16 protein-coding genes are annotated in these 18899 nt (G+C 71.3%); 8 read left to right on the forward strand and 8 right to left on the reverse strand.

The genetic code is table 11. The features are described from left to right. Nucleotides 1–129 precede the first annotated feature (129 nt). Nucleotides 130–552: a PaaI family thioesterase gene (locus AC07EQ_RS17630; RefSeq protein ID WP_235883704.1), complete on the reverse strand. Its 423-nt coding sequence runs from the start codon at nt 550–552 to the stop codon at nt 130–132. Nucleotides 553–688: 136 nt separating this feature from the next. On the opposite strand from AC07EQ_RS17630, the gene polA reads away from it, so the two are divergent. The 4 genes from polA (at nt 689) to AC07EQ_RS17650 (ending at nt 6351) form a co-directional block, all read left to right on the forward strand. Further along, nucleotides 689–3334 carry a DNA polymerase I gene (gene polA / locus AC07EQ_RS17635; protein ID WP_478389149.1) on the forward strand — a complete coding sequence of 882 codons (2646 nt, stop codon included), beginning with the start codon at nt 689–691 and terminating at the stop codon, nt 3332–3334. 236 nt (nt 3335–3570) lie between these two features. Further along, complete coding sequence (locus tag AC07EQ_RS17640; protein ID WP_478388981.1) at nt 3571–3981, forward strand: VOC family protein; 411 nt, start codon at nt 3571–3573, stop codon at nt 3979–3981. Between the two features lie 203 nt (nt 3982–4184). Beyond that, nucleotides 4185–5483 carry a Tn3 family transposase gene (locus AC07EQ_RS17645; RefSeq protein ID WP_478388982.1) on the forward strand — a complete coding sequence of 433 codons (1299 nt, stop codon included), beginning with the start codon at nt 4185–4187 and terminating at the stop codon, nt 5481–5483. A gap of 43 nt (nt 5484–5526) precedes the next feature. Next, entirely contained in the window at nt 5527–6351 is an 825-nt protein-coding gene (locus tag AC07EQ_RS17650; protein ID WP_478388983.1) for a MerR family DNA-binding transcriptional regulator, read from the forward strand. A 285-nt stretch (nt 6352–6636) separates the two neighbouring features. Here the strand turns inward: AC07EQ_RS17650 and AC07EQ_RS17655 are convergent, their stop codons facing one another. The 4 genes from AC07EQ_RS17655 to AC07EQ_RS17670 all read right to left on the reverse strand — a co-directional run bounded on the left by AC07EQ_RS17655 (nt 6637) and on the right by AC07EQ_RS17670 (nt 11291). Next, the gene (locus tag AC07EQ_RS17655) at nt 6637–8661 is read right to left on the reverse strand and encodes a YhgE/Pip family protein (protein WP_478388984.1); all 2025 of its coding nucleotides are present in this window, start codon (nt 8659–8661) and stop codon (nt 6637–6639) included. After that, nucleotides 8658–9320 (reverse strand): ATP-binding cassette domain-containing protein, encoded by a 663-nt coding sequence (locus AC07EQ_RS17660; protein ID WP_478388985.1) that lies wholly within the window; start codon nt 9318–9320, stop codon nt 8658–8660. The genes AC07EQ_RS17655 and AC07EQ_RS17660 overlap by 4 nt, the downstream gene beginning before the upstream one ends. A gap of 45 nt (nt 9321–9365) precedes the next feature. Then, entirely contained in the window at nt 9366–10295 is a 930-nt protein-coding gene (locus AC07EQ_RS17665; RefSeq protein WP_478388986.1) for an N-acetyltransferase family protein, read from the reverse strand. A gap of 141 nt (nt 10296–10436) precedes the next feature. Continuing rightward, nucleotides 10437–11291, reverse strand: a complete 855-nt coding sequence (locus tag AC07EQ_RS17670) for a class I SAM-dependent methyltransferase (protein ID WP_478388987.1) — start codon at nt 11289–11291, stop codon at nt 10437–10439. A 292-nt stretch (nt 11292–11583) separates the two neighbouring features. Here AC07EQ_RS17670 and rpsA point away from each other — a divergent pair, with 292 nt between their 5' ends. Continuing rightward, nucleotides 11584–13086 carry a 30S ribosomal protein S1 gene (gene rpsA, locus AC07EQ_RS17675; RefSeq protein WP_478388988.1) on the forward strand — a complete coding sequence of 501 codons (1503 nt, stop codon included), beginning with the start codon at nt 11584–11586 and terminating at the stop codon, nt 13084–13086. 213 nt (nt 13087–13299) lie between these two features. Continuing rightward, nucleotides 13300–14490, forward strand: coding sequence for a dephospho-CoA kinase (gene coaE / locus AC07EQ_RS17680; protein ID WP_478389150.1), 1191 nt, complete (start codon nt 13300–13302; stop codon nt 14488–14490). A gap of 7 nt (nt 14491–14497) precedes the next feature. Here the strand turns inward: coaE and AC07EQ_RS17685 are convergent, their stop codons facing one another. The 3 genes from AC07EQ_RS17685 to AC07EQ_RS17695 all read right to left on the reverse strand — a co-directional run bounded on the left by AC07EQ_RS17685 (nt 14498) and on the right by AC07EQ_RS17695 (nt 16734). Next, a complete protein-coding gene (locus AC07EQ_RS17685) occupies nt 14498–15085 on the reverse strand; it encodes an ankyrin repeat domain-containing protein (protein ID WP_478388989.1) in 588 nt (195 codons plus the stop codon). A 280-nt stretch (nt 15086–15365) separates the two neighbouring features. Next, nucleotides 15366–16124 (reverse strand): ankyrin repeat domain-containing protein, encoded by a 759-nt coding sequence (locus tag AC07EQ_RS17690; RefSeq protein WP_478388990.1) that lies wholly within the window; start codon nt 16122–16124, stop codon nt 15366–15368. Nucleotides 16125–16185: 61 nt separating this feature from the next. Beyond that, nucleotides 16186–16734, reverse strand: coding sequence for a GlcG/HbpS family heme-binding protein (locus AC07EQ_RS17695; RefSeq protein WP_478388991.1), 549 nt, complete (start codon nt 16732–16734; stop codon nt 16186–16188). A 183-nt stretch (nt 16735–16917) separates the two neighbouring features. On the opposite strand from AC07EQ_RS17695, the gene AC07EQ_RS17700 reads away from it, so the two are divergent. Continuing rightward, nucleotides 16918–18072 (forward strand): sensor histidine kinase, encoded by a 1155-nt coding sequence (locus AC07EQ_RS17700; RefSeq protein WP_478388992.1) that lies wholly within the window; start codon nt 16918–16920, stop codon nt 18070–18072. Next, nucleotides 18069–18719 carry a response regulator gene (locus tag AC07EQ_RS17705; RefSeq protein WP_478388993.1) on the forward strand — a complete coding sequence of 217 codons (651 nt, stop codon included), beginning with the start codon at nt 18069–18071 and terminating at the stop codon, nt 18717–18719. The genes AC07EQ_RS17700 and AC07EQ_RS17705 overlap by 4 nt, the downstream gene beginning before the upstream one ends. Nucleotides 18720–18899 lie beyond the last annotated feature (180 nt).

An 18899-nucleotide genomic window follows, 5' to 3' on the forward strand; every position in this document is an offset into this window, starting at 1 on the left:
GCTACTTCCTCTTCTCTTTTTTTTGTGGCCCCCTCTTTTTTTCGTTTTTTTTTCTTTCTCTCTTTTTTTTTTTTTTCCCCCCCCCCCCCCCCCCCCCCCCCCCCGGCCCCGTGCTTTGGCCGGGCTGGGCTACTGCCCCGGGGGCTGGTCGCGCAGGACGCAGGTCAAGCGCGCCGAGCAGGTCCGCCGGTCCTTCTCGTCGGTGATCACGATGTCGTAGGTCGCCGTCGCGCGGCCCAGGTGCACCGGCGTGGCGATGCCGGTGACCACGCCCTCGGTGACCGCGCGGTGGTGCGTGCAGGTCAGCTCCAGGCCCACGGCGATCCGCTCGTCGCCCGCGTGCAGCGCGGCGGCGATGGAGCCCACGGTTTCCGCCAGCACCGCGTTCGCGCCGCCGTGCAGCAGCCCGTAGGGCTGGCGGTTGCCGGCGACCGGCATGGTGCCGACCACCCGATCGGGGGCCCAATCGACGATTTCGATGCCCATCAGCGCGGTGAGTTGCTCCTCGGCGGCCGTCAGCACCCGGTTCAACCGGTCGTTCTCGCTGGTCACAGCATTGCCGTCGTTGAGCGCAGCCACGCCTGGGTCCTCCTGTCGCCTCCGGTACAAGCTGTCAGAGCTTCAGCCTAGACTCGCCGCCGTGACGCATTCCGAGGACCGACGCCTGCTGCTCATCGACGGCCACTCGATGGCCTACCGCGCCTTCTACGCCCTGCCGAAGGAGAACTTCCAGACCGGCACGGGCCAGCACACCAACGCGGTCTACGGCTTCACCTCGATGCTGATCAACCTGCTCCGCGACGAGCAGCCCACGCACCTCGCGGTCGCCTTCGACGTCTCCCGCAAGACCTTCCGCAGCGAGGCCTTCACCGAGTACAAGGCCAACCGCAGCGCCACCCCGGACGAGTTCCGCGGCCAGGTCAGCCTGATCCAGGACGTCCTCGGCGCGCTGAACATCCCGGTGCTGAGCAAGGAGAACTTCGAGGCCGACGACGTCATCGCGACGCTGACCACCCAGGCCACCGCGGCGGACTTCAAGGTCGCCATCTGTACCGGCGACCGGGACGCGCTGCAGCTGGTCACCGACGACGTGACGGTGCTGTACCCGACGAAGGGCGTCTCGGAGCTCACCCGCTTCACGCCGCAGGCCGTCGAGGACAAGTACGGCCTCACGCCGCAGCAGTACCCGGACTTCGCGGCGCTGCGCGGCGACCCGTCGGACAACCTGCCGAAGATCCCGGGCGTGGGGGAGAAGACCGTCACCAAGTGGATCCAGCAGTTCGGCTCGCTGGCCGACCTGGTGGACCGGGTCGACGAGGTCAAGGGCAAGGTCGGCGACTCGCTGCGCGAGCACCTGTCGTCGGTGCTGCTCAACCGGCAGCTGACCGAGCTGGTCCGCGACGTGGAGCTGGAGCTGGCGCCGCCGGACCTGGCGGTGCGGGCCTGGGACCGCGACGCGGTGCACCGGCTGTTCGACGACCTGGAGTTCCGGGTGCTGCGCGACCGGCTGTTCGCGACGCTCTCCAGCGCCGAGCCCGAGGTCGAGGAGGGCTTCGAGATCTCCGGCGGCGTCGTGCAGCCCGGTCAGCTGGCCGGGTGGCTGGACAAGCACGCCCGCAACGGCAACCGGGTCGGGCTGGCGTGCACCGGCCAGTGGGCCCGCGGTCACGGCGACCTGACCGGCGTCGCGCTGGCCACCGCCGACGGCGCGGGCGTGTTCGTCGACGTCGCCGCCCTGACCCAGGAGGACGAGCAGGCGCTGGCGGCCTGGCTGGCCGACCCGGCGACGACGAAGGCGGCGCACGACGTCAAGGGGCCGCTGCACGCCATCCGCGACCGCGGCTGGACGGTGGCGGGCCTGACCAGCGACACCGCGCTGGCCGCGTACCTGGTGCGGCCCGGGCAGCGGTCCTTCGAGCTGCCGGACCTGGTGGTCCGCTACCTGCAGCGCGAGCTGCGCGCGGAGCAGGGCGACGACGACGGGCAGCTGTCGCTGCTGGAGGACGAGGCGGAGACCAAGGAGAAGGCCGCCTCGACCGAGCTGGTGAAGGCGCGCGCGGTGGCGGAGCTGGCCGACGCGCTGGACGCGGAGCTGGACCGCATCGACAGCCGCGCGCTGCTCACCGACCTGGAGCTGCCGCTGCTGGTGGTGCTCAGCGAGTTGGAGGGCGCCGGCATCGCGGTCGACGCCGAGCAGCTCGCCGAGCTGGGTGCGCGCTTCGCCGCGCGGGTCAAGCAGGCGGCGCAGGACGCTTATGGCGTGATCGGCAAGGAGATCAACCTCGGCTCGCCGAAGCAGCTTCAGGTGGTGCTCTTCGACGAGCTGAACATGCCGAAGACCAAGCGCACCAAGACCGGCTACACCACCGACGCCGAGGCGCTGCAGTCGCTGTACGAGAAGACCGAGCACCCGTTCCTGCAGCACATGCTGGAGCACCGCGACGCCACCCGGTTGAAGACCACTGTGGACGGCCTGGTGAAGTCCATTTCGGACGACGGGCGGATCCACACGACGCTGAACCAGACCATCGCCGCCACCGGCCGGCTGTCCTCGACGGACCCGAACCTGCAGAACATCCCGATCCGCACCGAGGAGGGCCGCCGGATCCGGGAGGTCTTCGTCGTCGGCGGCGGGTACGCGGAGCTGATGACCGCCGACTACAGCCAGATCGAGATGCGCATCATGGCGCACCTCTCCGGCGACGAGGGGCTCATCGAGGCGTTCCGCACCGGCGAGGACCTGCACAACTACGTCGCGTCCAAGGCGTTCGGGGTGCCGATCGACGAGGTCGACCAGGAGCTGCGCCGCCGGGTCAAGGCGATGTCCTACGGCCTGGCCTACGGCCTGTCGGCGTACGGGCTGGCGCAGCAGCTGCGGATCTCCGCCGAGGACGCCAAGGCGCAGATGGACGCCTACTTCGCCCGGTTCGGCCGGGTCCGCGACTACCTGCGGGAGGTCGTCGACCAGGCGCGCAAGGACGGTTACACGTCGACGATCCTGGGTCGCCGCCGCTACCTGCCGGACCTGACCAGCGACAACCGGCAGCGGAGGGAGATGGCCGAGCGGATGGCGCTCAACGCGCCGATCCAGGGCAGCGCGGCCGACATCATCAAGGTCGCGATGCTGGGCGTGCACCGCGCGTTGCGGGACAGCGGCATGCGGTCGCGGATGCTGCTGCAGGTGCACGACGAACTGATCATCGAGGTCGTCGACGGCGAGCGGGACGAGGTGGAGAAGCTGGTGCGTGAGCAGATGGGTTCGGCCTACGAGCTGGACGTGCCGCTGGAGGTCTCGGTCGGCGTCGGCCGCTCCTGGGACGCCGCCGCGCACTGAGGCATGCCCGGGTGGCGGCCGTCACTCATTGAGTTCGCGTTTCGGCGCTGTCACGAAGTGGTCACTCGCCGGAGTCAGTGCGGCGTAACCCCTTTGAATGGCGGATGTCACCGTCGGTGGCCCCGCCCGACCCCCCGCCGAATCGGTGCGGATAGCCTGCCGTACGCGCGTTTCCGGATGCGTGCAGACCGGGCGTCGGTCGGGCGCGGCCATCCGCGCCAACCCCGAGGAGGAGCATGATCAGCATCGACAGAGTGGACCACCTGGTCCTCACCGTCGCCGATGTCGATCGGGCAGTGGAGTTCTACGAGCAGATCCTCGGCATGACGCCGGTGGAGTTCCCCGGTGAGCGGCGCGCCGTGAGCTTCGGCAGGCAGACGATCAAGCTGCACGCCGCCAGCGAGCTGGTGGAGCCGACCGCGACGCACCCGGTGCCCGGCTCGGCGAACCTGTGCTTCGTCACGCCCAACCCGCTCGCCGAGGTGCAGGAGCACCTGCGCGCGAACGAGGTGCGCATCGAGGAGGGCCCGGTCAGCCGGATCGGTGCGGAGGGCCCGATCACCTCGCTCTACCTGCGCGATCCGGACGGCAACCTGCTCGAGATCGCCCGCTACGACGACGCCGCCGAGGAAACCGCGGCCGAGTAGCACCCCTTCCCGCCCCGCGCCCGCCCGGCGTGTCGTGATCGCTCGATCGTGGCACCGGCGTTGACGCTACCTTTGCGCGCAACGGGGCAAGATCCGTGCTGGGGGCATGGGGCGGGGTTGTGAAAGTGCATTCGACCTCGGGTTTCACGAGGGACACAGTTGAGCTCCTGACGGGGCAGCTAGAGGATGCGCTCAGATGCCCGGTGGGCCTGGGCGACGAGTGGCAGTGGCTGGCGTGGCTGACGGACGAGACCATCCGGCCGGGGCGAGGCCGGGACGAGCTCGCCACCGCGCTGATCGCGCACTGCCGCGCGACCGAGGTCGAGCCTCCCGGGCCCGACCAGGCCCGGGAGGTGGCGAGCCGGGTCTTACAGGACTTCGAAAGGCTGCTCTGCCACCGCGTCGCCGTTCGCATGGGCGACTCGGCGGACCAGTTGGAGGTGCTGCTGGCGGATCCCCCGGAGCATCCAGAGTGGTCGCTGGCCGAGCTGCGGTCCGAGGTGGGCCGGATCGACCTGCGGGAACTCCTGCTGGAGATCGACAGCCTGATGTCGTTGCAGGCGCTGGGGTTGCCGTCCGAGCTGCTGGTCGACCTGGAGGAGAACACCGCGGGCCAGGCCTGGCTGGGCGCGCTCCTGAAGGAAGCCGACAAGCAGGCCGTGGTGCAGGCGCTCCGGCTTCCGGCGGAGGTCTTCGACGACGTTCCGGCGGAACTGGTGGAGGCGTGGTGCGTGCGGGCGGCCCGCGCGCGCCACGAGGAGCTGCGGTCGCAGCCGCGAGCGGTGCGGGTGACGTTGCTGGGTGCGCTGTGTTCCGTGCGCCGCAAGGAGATCACCGATCTGCTCGGGCGAGTGCTGGTCGGCCTGCTGCAACAACTCCGGCAGCGGGTGGAGCAGCGGCTCGACGTGGCCGCCGAAGCCACGTCGCACACGCAGGCGCGGGAGCTGCTCCTGGTCGAGTTGGCCCGGGCCGCCCTGGATCGTCCCGACGACACCGTGCGAGCGGTTCTGTACCCGATCGCCGGCGAGAAGCTGCTCAGACAGCTGACGCGCGACAGCGAGGCCCGCGACGCCGTGCGCAGCCGGCGCAAGCGCACGGTGTTGCGGGGCGCGTATTCCGCGCACTACCAACAGGTTCTACGGCTGATGCTGGCGGGCCTGGAGTTCCGCTGCCGGGACGTCGGCTGCTGGCCGATCATGGCGGCGCTCGGCGAGCTGGTCGGCGACTACACCGCGTCCTGGGGCAAGGGCCGCTTCTACGACTCACCCGGCGACATCCCGCTGGACGACGTGGTTCCGGAGGAGTGGCGGGATGCCGTGGTGGATCGGGAAGGGCGCATCGACCGCGCCGTCTACGAGATGTGCGTGCTGGTGACGCTGCGGGATCTGCTGTGCACCCGGCGGATCTTCCTCACCGGGTCGAGCCAGTGGGGCAAGCCCGGCGTCGACCGGTCGCGGGGCGCGTCGCGCCGCACCGACGAGGCCCTCGCCTGGCCGAACTGACGAGGTTGGACTCTGTCCCCGGGGCAAGGTCCAGACTGGACGCATGCTCGGTATTGGGGATTTCGCGCAGTTGACCGGTTTGAGCGCGAAGGCGTTGCGGCTGTACGACAAGCAGGGGCTGCTGAAGCCCGCCGCGGTCGATCCGTGGTCGAACTACCGCCGCTACTCGGCGGGCCAGCTGGAGATGGGGATCCGGCTGAAGGCGTTGCGCGCGGCCGGCGTCGGGCTGGCCGAGGCCGAGCGTGCGCTGCTCGGTCGGCGCGAGGCGGTCGAGGTGCTCGAAGAGCACCGGGCCCGGCTGGCCGAGGAGCGGCGGCGGCAGGACGCCGCGCTGGAGGCGGCGACGGCGTTGCTCGACGGCGACGCGCCGGCCTGGGAGATCCAGGAGCGGCAGGCCGGCGCGCAGCACTGGGTGGGGGCGGCGCTGCCGGTCTCCGACGGCGCTGACGAGGAGTTGACCGACGAGCAGGCGAACGCCGCCTTCGGCGCGTTGTGGGAGGCGTTGGCGGCGGCTGACAACGCGCCGGTCGGCCCGTTCTGGTCGTCGATCCGCGCCGGTTCCACAGAGGGCGACGTCGAGCTGCTGTGCTGCTGGCCGGTCGCTCGGCCGATGCCCGCGGACCAGGGGATTCCGGGGCTGGCGGTCGTGCGCGGCGAGGTCCGGGCGGGGCCGGAGCTCGTGGTGGGCTGGCGGCACGACGACGGCGTGGCGGTCATCGACTCGGCGGTGCATCCTGCCGTCGTCGCGCTGCTGGCCGAGGCCGAGCGGCGCGGGGTCGACCTGGACCTCGCGGCGATGCGCCAGGTCGGGCGGCTCGACGAGACCGGCGACGCGGTCGGCATGGAGGTCGCGATCCCGCTGACCTGATTCGCGCGCCGGTGCCGGCTGGCACGTCGAGGGTCGATTTCGCGCGAAATCGCCACCCCCACAGGCGTATCGCGGGGTTTTGTCTTTGAAGCGGCGCAGCCGCTTAGCCCACCCTCGCAACTCGCACCGCCGCGGGTTCTCAGGGGTCTTCTCGCGAGGACAGCCCCGATGTGGTGTATTGGACATACATGATGTCGGGGATCCCACAGCGAGAAGACGACCGTAATTCCCGCAGGGGGGCCGCTACCCGCACCGTCACGCAGAGCAAGTCTGGAAACAACTAGCTCAGAGGGACAGTTCGGGCTTGAGGCGGGTGGGCGTCCAGACGCGCTGGCGCCAGGCCGCGATCGTGCTCAGCAGCAGCGACGCCACCAGGTAGCACAGCAGGACACCGGCCGCGGTCGTCGCCGCCGCCGTGCCCGCCCCGCCGTAGAGCAGGTGGCGCAGGCCGTTGACGACGTAGCCCAGCGGCAGCACCTGGTGCAGCGGGTGCAACGGCTCCGGGATCGTCTGCCACGGGAACGTGCCGCCCGCGGTGACCAGCTGCAGCACCAGGACGACCAGGGCGATGAACTTGCCCTTCGGTCCGAACGCCGCGTTGAGCGCGTGCACCACCGCGGTGAAGGCGAACGACGTGAGGATCAGGAATCCGAGCGTCCACCAGGTGTGCGCCGGCTGCACGCCCACCCCGAAGACGACGACCAGGTAGAGCAGCACGGCCTGCACGAACCCGACGATCGCCGCGGGCAGCCAGCCGCCGATCGCGACCCGCCAGGGCGCGACCCCGGCGGCGAGCGCGCGGCTGGACAGCGGGCGCATCAGCAGGAACAGCACGAAACCGCCGATCCACAGCGCCAGGCCCATGAAGAACGGTGCCAGCCCGGCCCCGTAGGTGCCGGCCTTGACCTGGGCCATGGTGTCGATGGCGACCGGGTCGCCGATGGTGTCCGCGGTGGCGTTGCGGGTGTCCTCGTCGGGGTTCGGGATCTCGTTCAGGCCCTCGCCCAGCTTCGTCGCGAGCGTGCTCGAACCGTCCGCGAGCTCGCCGGAGCCGTCGGAGAGCTGCTTGGTGCCGCCCGCGAGCTGGTCCGCGCCGCTGCTGAGCTGCTTGGTGCCCGCCAGCGCTTGCCGCTCACCGGAGCTGAGCTGCTGCGCGCCGTTGTCGACCTGGACGGCACCGTCGGCGAGGCGTCCGATGCCGTTGGTCATCGTCGGCATCGCGTTGGCCAGCGCGCGGTTGCCGTCGGCGACCTGCTGGGAGCCGTCGGCGAGCTTCCGCAACTGGCCGACCTGCGTCTGCACCTTGCCGTTGGCGTCGGTGATGGGCTTGTTGAGCTCGTCGATGCCCGCGACGATGCGCTGCACCGCGTCCTCGTCCACCCCGTTCTTGCGGAGCTGGTCGGCGATGTCCTTCTTGGTCGAGCTGAGGTTGTCGACGATCTCCTGCGAGAGCCCGCCGAGCGTCTCCGCCTTGGAAGCGAGCTGCTCGTTGCCGGCGGCGACCTGCGCTGCGCCGTCGGCGAGCTTGGCGGTCTGCTCCGGCAGCGGCGCGGTCGACCGCTGCAGTTCGGTGAGGCCGCCGCGCAGCTGCTGGGTGCCGTCGCTGAGCCGGTTGGCGCCGTCGGCGAGCTTGGTCTGGCCGTCGACGAGCTGGTGCGCGCCGGACGCCAGTTGGTCGGTGCCCTGCCGGGCTTCCCCGAGCCCGTCGCGGAGCTGGCCCGCGCCGTCGGCGAGCTGGCCAGCGCCGTCGGCGGCCTCTGCGGTCTTGTCGTGCACGGTGCTGAACCCGAGCAGGAACTGGTTCGCCGCCTCGGTCCCGGCGCTGGCCGCGACCCCCTTGCGCACCTCGGAGGCCACCTTGTCGGCGATGGTGCCGACCAGGTAGTTGTTGGCGTCGTTGGTGATCAGCCGCAGCTTCGCCTGCCGCGGCTCGAAGTCGGCGGGGGAGACCAGCGCCCCGGAGAAGTCCTTCGGCACCACCAGCGCGAACGTGTACCGGCCGCTGGCGACGCCGTCCTGCGCCTCCTGCGCGTCGGTGCGGGTCCAGTCGAAGGTGCCGGAATCCAGGAGCTCCTGGTAGACGTCCTGGCCGGCGTCCAGCCGCGTGCCGTCCTCGCGCTGCGCGCCGGCGTCTTCGACGACCACGGCCGCGGGCACCGAGTCGAGCTTCCCGTAGGGATCCCAGTTCGCGTAGATGTACATCGCGCCGTACAGCAGCGGCACCAGGGTGACCGCGAGCAGCGCGAGCTTGGGCAGTTTGCCCGAAGTGAGGCGGCGCAGCTCGGTGGCGGCGAGCCGGAATGTAGTCATCGCAGACCTTCAGCAGAATCCAGAGTGGACTGTTCGGGGTTGTCCGTGCCGACGCGGGCGGGCGAGATGCCCAGCTTGTCGGTGGAGTGCGGGGAGCAGAGCGCGATCACGGCGAGGCCGCGCTCGGCTTGGCGGGCGGCGAGGGAGTACCAGCCCGTGGGGTCGCCGCCGTGGCGGTCGGGGCAGTCCAGCACCAGGGCCTTGGTGGCGCGGCCCTCGCAGGCGAGTTCGGTCAGCAGCCGGGTGCGCTCGTACCCGGCCAGGTGCTCGAAGCGCTGCTCGCCGGCGCCTTCGGGGAGCCAGTCGCGGGCCGACAGCCAGTCCCGGGCCCGGCGGCGGCCGGATCTGCGGCCCGCCAGGCTCAGGCCTTCGGCGACGACGTCGCGCACCGCCAGCGCGTCGTCGGGCTCGGTGATCTGCGGCGCGTCGACGACCGCGACGCTGCGCCGCAGCGCGCTCGCGTCGATGGCGCCGTCCAGGCGCACGGTGCCGCGGGTGGGGCGCAGTCGACCGGAGAGGGCCAGGGCCAGCGCGGTGCGGCCGGAGTTCGGGTCGCCCGCGACCAGCAGGACCTGCCCGGTCCGGGCCCGTAGCGTTGTGGGCGCCAGCAGCGTCCCGTGCGCTCCGATGACCTCGACGCCGGTGGCGACGATCTCCACGCAGTCTCCTCGGCTTTCACGACCGGTGCGCCGGCCGCGCGAGCCTCAGCGCAGCGCGGTGGCCGGGCGCACCTCCCACATCGTCCACAGCGGCCGGTAGCCCTGACGGGGCCAGAACACCGAGGACAACGGGTTGGGCGGGTTGTAGTACAGGAAGCTGCCGACGGCTCCGGCACGCGCGAACTCGTTGTGAGCCGTGGCCATCAGCTGCTGGCCGACGCCGGTGCCGCGGAGTTTCTCCTGCACCGACACGCAGTTGACGTACGCCCACGTGCCGGGCCTGAGCCGGGAGCCACCGGGTGACTTGGCGGTGTCGACCCAGCCGCACTCCGCGACCGCGACCGGCGTTCCGTTCTGCTCCGCCAGCCACACCGGATCGCTGGAGTGCAGGCGCACGTGCGCAGCGGTCCGCTTCAGCTGCGGAGCGTCTGGTCGGTACGTCGACGTGCCGACCATGGCCGCGTATTCGAGCTCGCTGAGGGTGAGTTCGACGACGGCGTCGAGGTCGGCCGGTCCGGCGCGACGTATGTTTACGGTACCAGATAGTTTCGTATATGCAACCGGCGCGGTGGGGCGCACGGCGAGGCAGGCCAGCGGCAGGAAACCGTGATCCAGCAACGCTCTGGTCGCCTCGACGTCCCGGCTCGGCCACACGACCGTGCAGGCCGAATTGGGCCCCGGCGCCTGCGTCGCCAGCCACTCGCGCCAGGTGTGCAGCAGCGCGTCCATGCCGGCGCAGGGCTGCTCGCCGAGGATCGGGAAGAGTTCGAAGACCTCGCCGGCCTGCCAAAGGCTCTGCGCCGACCCCGGCGGGCTCGAGTTCCGCGCGGCGAGCCCGGCGACCGTGCCGCCGCCGGGGATCCGGGCCACGATCGCCTCGGCGCCGGCCGGCAGCTGGTGGGCGTCGGGCAGCTGCGGGTCCAGCGCGGCGAACCGCGCGAGCTGCGCCCGCATCAACTCCTGTGCAGTCGCCACGACTTCTCCTCAGCACTGTGGTGTTCGGCGATTTCGCGCGAAATCGTCACCCGGCACGCGTGGCGAACGCCGATTTCGCGCGAAATCGTCACCCCCTCCGCTACCTGCGCCGCTACGCAAAACGAGCCTGGAAGCACTCTCTTACCGGTCGCAGACGAAGATCGCGGTCCCGGGGAACAGGCGTCCGCGCAGCGGGCTCCACTGCCCCCAGGTCTGAGTGTGCCCCGCCGGCCACTCCGGCTCGATCAGGTCGACCAGGCGCAACCCGGCGCCGGCCAGCTCCCGGACGAAATCGCCGAGGGTGCGGTGGTGCTCGACGTAGGTGGCCCGGCCCGCGTCGTCGACCTCCAGGTACGGCGTGCGGTCGAAGTAGGAGTGCGTGGCGGTCAGCCCGGTCGGCCCCGGATCGTCGGGGAAGATCCACCGCATCGGGTGCGTCACCGCGAAGACCCACCGGCCGCCCGGCCGCAGCACCCGCGCGACCTCCCGGAACACCGCGCCGACATCGGCCACGAACGGCACCCCGCCGAACGCCGAGCAGGCCAGGTCGAAGGAGGCGCCGGCGAACGGCAGGCAATCCGCGCTCGCCTGCACCAGCGGCACCGCGGTCCCGCTGCGCTCGCCGCCCGCGACCGCGTGCCGCAGCATCCCGGCCGAGATGTCCAGCCCCACCGGGTGCGCGCCCTGGTCGGCCAGCCACCGCGAGCACGACGCCGCGCCGCAGCCGACCTCCAGCACCCGCTTGCCGCGGACGTCGCCGAGCAGTCCGGCGTCGGCCTCGCGCAACCGCTCCGGGCACCACATGAAGTCGCTGTCGCCGAGGAACGCACCGTGCTCGGCTTGGTAGTCGTCGGCGTCGGCGTCCCACCACAGCCGGCTCGCACCCCGCGATTCCGCCGCGTCGACAGTGCGTTTGCTCACACCCGTTGTGCCCAACAGCTGCTCCGCGGAGCTACTCTGGAGCTCGTCGTGTTCCGGGTCATCGGCTCGTGCCAAGGATTCCCCCCGCCGATATCGGGTATTGCTCGGACGTGGGGCATTCTCCTCGCCCGGGACCGGTCGGTCGTTCGGGCGTACCGCGGTTTGCCCGACGATCGAGAAAGCGCGTACGATACCGCCCGCGTCGTGGGTCTTCCGTCGACGGTTCCGGCTACCGGGTCGCACCGGTGGTGGGGACGGTCTGCGGAGTGGGATCTCGCTGGTCCAGCGAGTCAGCTGGTCCCGGCCCGGGGCGCGGCAACAACGTAGATCCAGCGACCAAACTATCCGTACCGGAGCAACCCACCTGATGTCCACCGACACCACCACCGTCCCGACTGCAGCCGCCACCAAGCCGCAGGTCGCAGTGAACGACGTCGGGACGGAGGAGGACTTCCTCGCCGCCGTCGACCAGACCATCAAGTACTTCAACGATGGGGACATTGTTGAGGGCACCATCGTCAAGGTCGATCGCGACGAGGTGCTGCTTGACATCGGCTACAAGACCGAGGGCGTCATCCCCTCCCGCGAGCTGTCGATCAAGCACGACGTCGATCCCGCCGAGGTCGTCACCGTCGGCGACTTCGTCGAGGCGCTTGTTCTCCAGAAGGAGGACAAGGAAGGCCGGCTGATCCTCTCCAAGAAGCGTGCGCAGTACGAGCGCGCCTGGGGCACCATCGAGGAGCTCAAGGAGAAGGACGAGCCGGTCAAGGGCACCGTCATCGAGGTCGTCAAGGGCGGCCTCATCCTCGACATCGGGCTGCGCGGCTTCCTGCCGGCCTCGCTGGTCGAGATGCGCCGTGTCCGCGACCTGCAGCCCTACGTCGGCCGCGAGCTCGAAGCCAAGATCATCGAGCTGGACAAGAACCGCAACAACGTGGTCCTGTCCCGCCGTGCCTGGCTCGAGCAGACGCAGTCCGAGGTCCGCAGCGAGTTCCTCAACCAGCTGCAGAAGGGCCAGGTCCGCAAGGGCGTCGTGTCCTCCATCGTCAACTTCGGTGCGTTCGTCGACCTCGGTGGGGTTGACGGTCTGGTGCACGTCTCGGAGCTGTCCTGGAAGCACATCGACCACCCGAGCGAGGTCGTCGAGGTCGGCCAGGAAGTCACCGTCGAGGTCCTCGACGTGGACATGGACCGCGAGCGCGTCTCGCTGTCGCTGAAGGCCACCCAGGAAGACCCGTGGCGCCAGTTCGCCCGCACCCACGCGATCGGCCAGATCGTGCCGGGCAAGGTCACCAAGCTGGTGCCGTTCGGTGCGTTCGTCCGCGTCGACGAGGGCATCGAGGGTCTGGTCCACATCTCCGAGCTGGCCGAGCGCCACGTGGAGATCCCGGAGCAGGTCGTCCAGGTCGGCGACGAGGTGATGATCAAGGTCATCGACATCGACCTGGAGCGTCGCCGGATCTCGCTGTCGCTGAAGCAGGCCAACGAGGGCTTCAGCCCCGACTCGGAGTTCGACCCCACCCAGTACGGGATGGCGGCCGAGTACGACAACGAGGGCAACTACATCTACCCCGAGGGCTTCGACGTGGAGACCCAGGAGTGGACCGAGGGCTACGAGAAGCAGCGTGAGGAATGGGAGCGGCAGTACGCCGAGGCCCACACGCGCTACGAGAAGCACATCGCCCAGATCGTCAAGGCCCGCCAGGCCGACGCGGAGGCCGCTGCGGCCGCCGCGGCCGGTGGCGGCGAGGAGCCGACCAGCGGTGGCGGCAACTACTCGTCGGCTTCGAGCGACGAGCAGGACAGCGGCTCGCTGGCCAGCGACGCGCAGCTGGCGGCGCTGCGGGAGAAGCTCTCCGGCGGTGCGTGAGCCTGACGCCTAGCGGCTGAGGCAACACCACGGCCCCGCACCTTCCGAGGTGCGGGGCCGTGAGTCTTTTCCGGAACCCGCAGCGGCGCAGCGTCCGCCACTCCCCGGCGTCGTGGAGGTGAACGGCCTGTTCGTCTCGTCTATCGAGGTGAACGGACCGTTCACTTCACACCGTCGGTCCGCGCGGCCCGGTCGGCTGGCAAGATGGGTTTCGTGTTGCGGGTGGGACTGAGCGGTGGAATCGGGTCCGGCAAGTCGACGGTGGCCCGGCGGTTGGTGGAGCGCGGCGCCGTGCTCATCGACGCCGACGCGCTGGCCCGCGAGGTGGTGCAGCCCGGCACGCCCGGGCTGGCCGAACTCGTCGAGCGGTTCGGTGAAGACATCCTGGACGCCGACGGGGCGCTGAACCGCCCGGCGTTGGCGGGCAAGGTCTTCGGCGACGACGAAGCGCGCGCGGACCTCAACGCGATCACGCACCCCAAGATCCGCGACCTGACGGCCGAGCGGATGGCGCAGGCGCCCGCCGACGCGGTCGTGGTGCACGACGTGCCGCTGCTCGTCGAGGTCGGCTACGCGCCGAACTACCACCTGGTGGTCATCGTCGATGCGCCGGAGCCCGACCGGGTGCGGCGGTTGATCGACCGCGGCTTGTCGGAGGACGACGCCCGCGCCCGCATCGCCGCGCAGGCCACCACCGAGCAGCGGCGCGAGGTCGCGGACGTGTGGCTGGACAACAGCGGTTCGGTCGATGCCGTGCACGCCCAGGTCGATGCGCTGTGGCAGGGCCGGTTGGTGCCGTTCGAGGAGAACGTGCGGCTGCGCCGCCGCCCGCCGAAGCGGGCGCCCGAGCTGGTCGATCCGGATCCGGAGTGGCCGCGGCAGGCGCGGCGGCTGATCGCCCGGATCGAGCGCGCGGCGGGCGACAAGGCCGTGCGGGTCGACCACATCGGCTCCACCTCGGTGCCCGGCCTGCCCGCGAAGGACATCATCGACCTGCAGCTGACGGTCCGGTCGCTGGCCGATGCGGACGCGCTCGCCGGGCCGCTGGGCGAGGCGGGTTTCCCGGTGGTGCCGCACATCCTCGGCGACACCCCGCACACCTTCGCGCCCGATCCGGCGCTCTGGGAGAAGCGGATCCACGCGTCGGCCGACCCGGGCCGCTACGCGAACTTGCACGTCCGGGTCGACGGCACGCCGGGTCAGCGCGTCGCCCTGCTGTTCCCGGCGTGGCTGCGCACCGACGAAGCCGCCCGCGACGAATACCTCGCGCTCAAGCGGAAGGTGGCGGCGGAGCACGCCGCCGACCCGGACCACGGGGCCTACGCGGATGCCAAGGAACCCTGGTTCGCGGAGGCGCTCCCCAGGGCCTGGCAGTGGGCCGAGCACACCGGCTGGGCCGGCTGAGCTCGGCTCAGGTCGCCGAGCGGAGGATCTCGGCGATCTTGGCGTAGCCGTGGTTCTCGGCGTGCCGGAGCGCCGTGACGCCGTCGTGGTCGGGGATGTTCGCGTCCGCTCCCGCGTCGAGGAGGATCTGCACGATCTCCTGGTACGGGCGGCTTCCGTCGCCGAGGATCACCGCTTCGAGCAGCGCCGTCCAGCCGAGCCGGTTGACGTGGTCGACGTTCAGTCCGGCGCGGGCCGCTGCCCGCACGTAGTCGACGTGGCCGCGCTCGCTGGCCGGGATGATCGCGGTTCCGCCGAAGCGGTTGGTCAGCGTGAAGTCGGGGTTGGCGGGCAGCAGCGCTTTGAGCATGGCGACGCTGCCGGTCACGCCGGTGACCAGGAAGGCGCTGTCGCGGCGGTCGTCCTGCGCGTCGGGGTCGGCACCGGCTTTGACCAGTTCGCGGGCGACGTCGACGTGATCGGCGAGCGCGGCCAGCAGCAGCGGGGTGCGCTCGCGCTCGTCGCGGGCTTCGACGTTCGCGCCCGCGGCGAGCGCGGCGCGGGCCGCGTCGACGTCGCCGGTGCGGGCCGCCTGCAGGAGCTGTTGATCCGCCATCGGTATCGGGATCCTTTCCGGGCTGAGCTGCGGTGCCACCGGCGACGGGGGAATTTGCGCCGGGGCACGGGCGGCGAGCCATCGCTCGCCAGGCACCGCACCGGTGCGTGCGATACCCATCGGATCATCCTCCGCCACCGGTGACCGAACCTGCCGGGCCCGGCAGGTTCGTGAGCGTTCGTTCCGGTTCTTGCCGGAACGAACGCTCACGAGAGGTGGAGAGCATCATTGCCCGCCACCCGGAGCGGTGGGGCATTTTCGGGGGCCCGCCCCACCGCGATCAGGACGCCGAGCGGAGAATCTCGGCGATCTTGGTGTAGCCGTTGCGTTCGGCGTGCTGCAGCGCCGTCAGCCCGTTGCTGTCGCGGATGTTCACGTCGGCGCCCGCGTCCACGAGCAGCTGCGTGACCTGCTGGTAGCGCTCGCTCCCGTCGCCGAGCACCACGGTTTCCAGCAGCGCGGTCCAGCCGGGGTCGTTCACGTGGTTGATGTCGATGCCGGTCTTCACCGCCGCGCGCACGTATTCGACGTGCCCGTGCTCACCGGCCGGGATCAGCGCGGTTCCGCCGAAGCGGTTGGTCAGCGTGAAGTCGGGGTTGGCGGGCAGCAGCGCTTTGAGCATGGCGACGCTGCCGGTCACGCCGGTGACCAGGAAGGCGCTGTCGCGGCGGTCGTCCTGCGCGTCGGGGTCGGCACCGGCTTTGACCAGTTCGCGGGCGACGTCGACGTGATCGGCGAGCGCGGCCAGCAGCAGCGGGGTGCGCTCGCGCTCGTCGCGGGCTTCGACGTTCGCGCCCGCGGCGAGCGCGGCACGCACCTGCTCGAGATCGCCGTCGTCGGCGGCGCTCAGCAGCTGTTGATCCGCCGCGGGGTTGGGCGGGTGCTGCTCGGGGGCGGGCTGTTGTTGTGCCGCGGGCGGCGGCGGGGGAGTCGCTGGCGCCGTCGGCGGCTCGGCCGGGGCGCAGGCGGCGAGCGCGATCGCGGCGAACATCCCGACCGCCACTCGCCGACCGATCGCGCCGGTGTGCGCGGTCCTCATCGGATCCTCCTGCTCGGGTGATGGCCGGTCCCCGGCGACACCGGGGACCGGCCGGGGGGTGTTACCGCAGCTCGGCCTGGATGGCCTGCAGCCCGGCGCGGGCGAACTCCTCGTCCAGGTCGCCGCTGGGCGCACCGGCCACGCCGATGCCCGCGATCGGCGAACCCGCGGTCACCGGGACGCCGCCGCCGAGGAACAGCGTGCCCGGGATGTCGCGCAGCGTGGCGCCGTCGCCGGTGGCCTGCTTGCCCAGCTCGGAGGTCGCGCGTCCCCAGGCGACCGCGGTGAACGCCTTGCGCTTCGCCGACTCGCCGCTCTGCGGGCCCGCGCCGTCGCCGGTCAGGCGCACCCGCTCGTTGCCCGCGCGGTCCACGATGGACACGGTGACGCGCTGGCCCTTGGCCTCGGCGGCGTCGAGCGCGGCCTGCGCGGCCTTGGTGGCGGCGTCGATGCTCAGCACCGGCTGCTGCAGGACGGCGGCCGGCGGGCGCTGCGGCGCCTGCTGCTGGGCCGGGTCGGCCTGCGCGACGGTCAGGCCGGTGGCGCCACCGAGGATGCCGAGGCCGACCAGGGTGCCGACGATGGCGCGGTTGCGGGTGGTGGACTGCATCGGGATTCGCTCCTAGGTCCGATTGGCTTGTGCTTCAAGCTTCCGTCGCAGGCGGGCTCCGGACGTCGTCGGAAAGGATCGTTCGACGACCGTGCCCGGTGGATCCCGGATCAACCGATCCATTGATGCGGGCTCGGGGCGCGCCGTCTAGGTTCGTGTCTTCGACGCGACGAGAGGACCGCATTGACCGACGACATCCGGCCGGGAGGCTGGCTGTACCGCGCGATGCACGTGGGCTTCTTCGTGCTGCTCGCGTCTTCGGCTTCGCGCTACGTCGCCGCGCACGGCCTGGCGGGCGTGACCCCGCTGCTGCTGGGCCTTTCCGGGGCGCTGGTCGTGGTCTACGTGCTCGGTGTCGTCTTCTGGGGGCAGAGCAAGCGCGTGCGGCAGTTGTGGCTGGCCGCAGTGGTCGCCCTCTGGTGCGCGCTGGTGCTGGTGGCGCCGAGCTTCAGCTGGTGCGCGGTGCCGCTGTTCTTCGTCTGCTTGCGACTGCTGCGGCCCAAGCCGCTGATCATCGCCGTGGTGCTGCTGACCGCGACGGTGATCTTCGGGCAGCTGCGGCTGGCGCCGAGGTTCGAGGTCGTCGACGTGCTGGTGCCGCTGGCCGTCGCGACGATGGCCACCGCGGTGTTCCTGGAGCTGCGCTGGGAGAGCGAACGCCGCAAGGCGCTGATCGACCAGCTCGTGCGCACGCGCGGTGAACTGGCCGAAGTCCAGCGCGAGGCGGGCATCAGCTGGGAGCGCGAGCGGCTGGCCCGCGAGATCCACGACACGATCGCCCAGGGCCTGTCCAGCATCCGCATGCTGCTGCAGGCGGCGGAGCGCGGCGGCGACACCAACGAGCACGTGCGGCGCGCGGGCGAGGTCGCCGAGGACAACCTCGCCGAGGCCCGCCGGTTCGTGCGCGGGCTCGCGCCGGCCGCGCTCGAACGGCAGTCGCTGCCGGAGGCGCTGCGCGAGCTGGCCGACCGGACCGCGGCGGAGTCGGGGGTGGAGGTCCGCTTCGAGGTGGTGGGCGAGCCGCTGCCGACCAGGGCGGCCGACGACGCGGTGCTGCTGCGGGTCGCCCAGGGCGCGCTGGCCAACGTCCGCGAGCACAGCGCGGCGAGCATCGCCGGGGTGACGTTGTCCTATTTGGACGATGAGGTCACGTTGGACGTGCGCGACGACGGCACCGGTTTCGACCCCGCCGCCCCGAGCCCCGGCACCGGGCGGGGCTACGGGTTGTCCGGGATGCGGGCGCGGGTGGAGCAGTCGGGCGGCACGCTGGCGGTGGAGAGCCGGCCCGGTGAGGGCACGGCGGTGGCGGCGACGTTGCCGGTGGGAGGGATCTCGTGACGGACGCGGTGCGGGTGCTGGTGGTCGACGACCACCCGGTGGTGCGGGCCGGGCTGCAGGCGCTGCTCGCCGGGGATGCGGGCATCGAGGTCGTCGGCGAGGCCGCGACCGCGGTGGAGGCCGTGCGGCAGGCGGACGCCTTCCGGCCCGATGTGGTGCTGATGGACCTCCAGCTCGGCGACGGCGTCGAGGGCGTGGAGGCGACCCGGCGGCTGCTGGCGCTGGACACCCCGCCGCGGGTGCTGGTGCTGACCACCTACGACGCCGACACCGACATCACCCGCGCCATCGACGCGGGCGCCACCGGTTACCTGCTCAAGGCGGGCCCGCCGGAGGAGCTGTTCCAGGCGATCCGGGCGGCCGCGCAGGGCAAGACCATGCTCTCGCCGGAGATCGCATCCCGGCTGCTGCAGCGCAGCCGCGCGCCGGAGCAGTCGCTGAGCGCCCGGGAGGTGGAGATCCTGGAGCTGCTGGCGCAGGGCCTGGGCAACAAGGAGCTGGCGAGGAAGCTGTTCATCAGCGAGGCGACGGTGAAGACGCACCTGGTGCACATCTACTCGAAGCTCGGGGTGGACAGCCGGATGGCGGCGGTGAGCGCGGCGGTCGAGCGCCGCCTCATCCGCCTCGACGGCGGCCCGCCCCGCTGACCGCCGGGAGCGGGCGGGTGTCGCGGACACGCCCGGGTGTGTTGTGCGCCGTTTTCGCGCGAAACCGGCGCTCGCCACGCGTGCCGGGTGGCGGTTTTTCGCGAAAAAAATGACCCGGTGCCCCCGGACTGCGTGTGTCCGGGTCTGGGTCCCAGAGTCGAAAACGCCCCCCTTGGTCAA

This window comes from Saccharopolyspora sp. NPDC045839 (assembly GCF_056431645.1).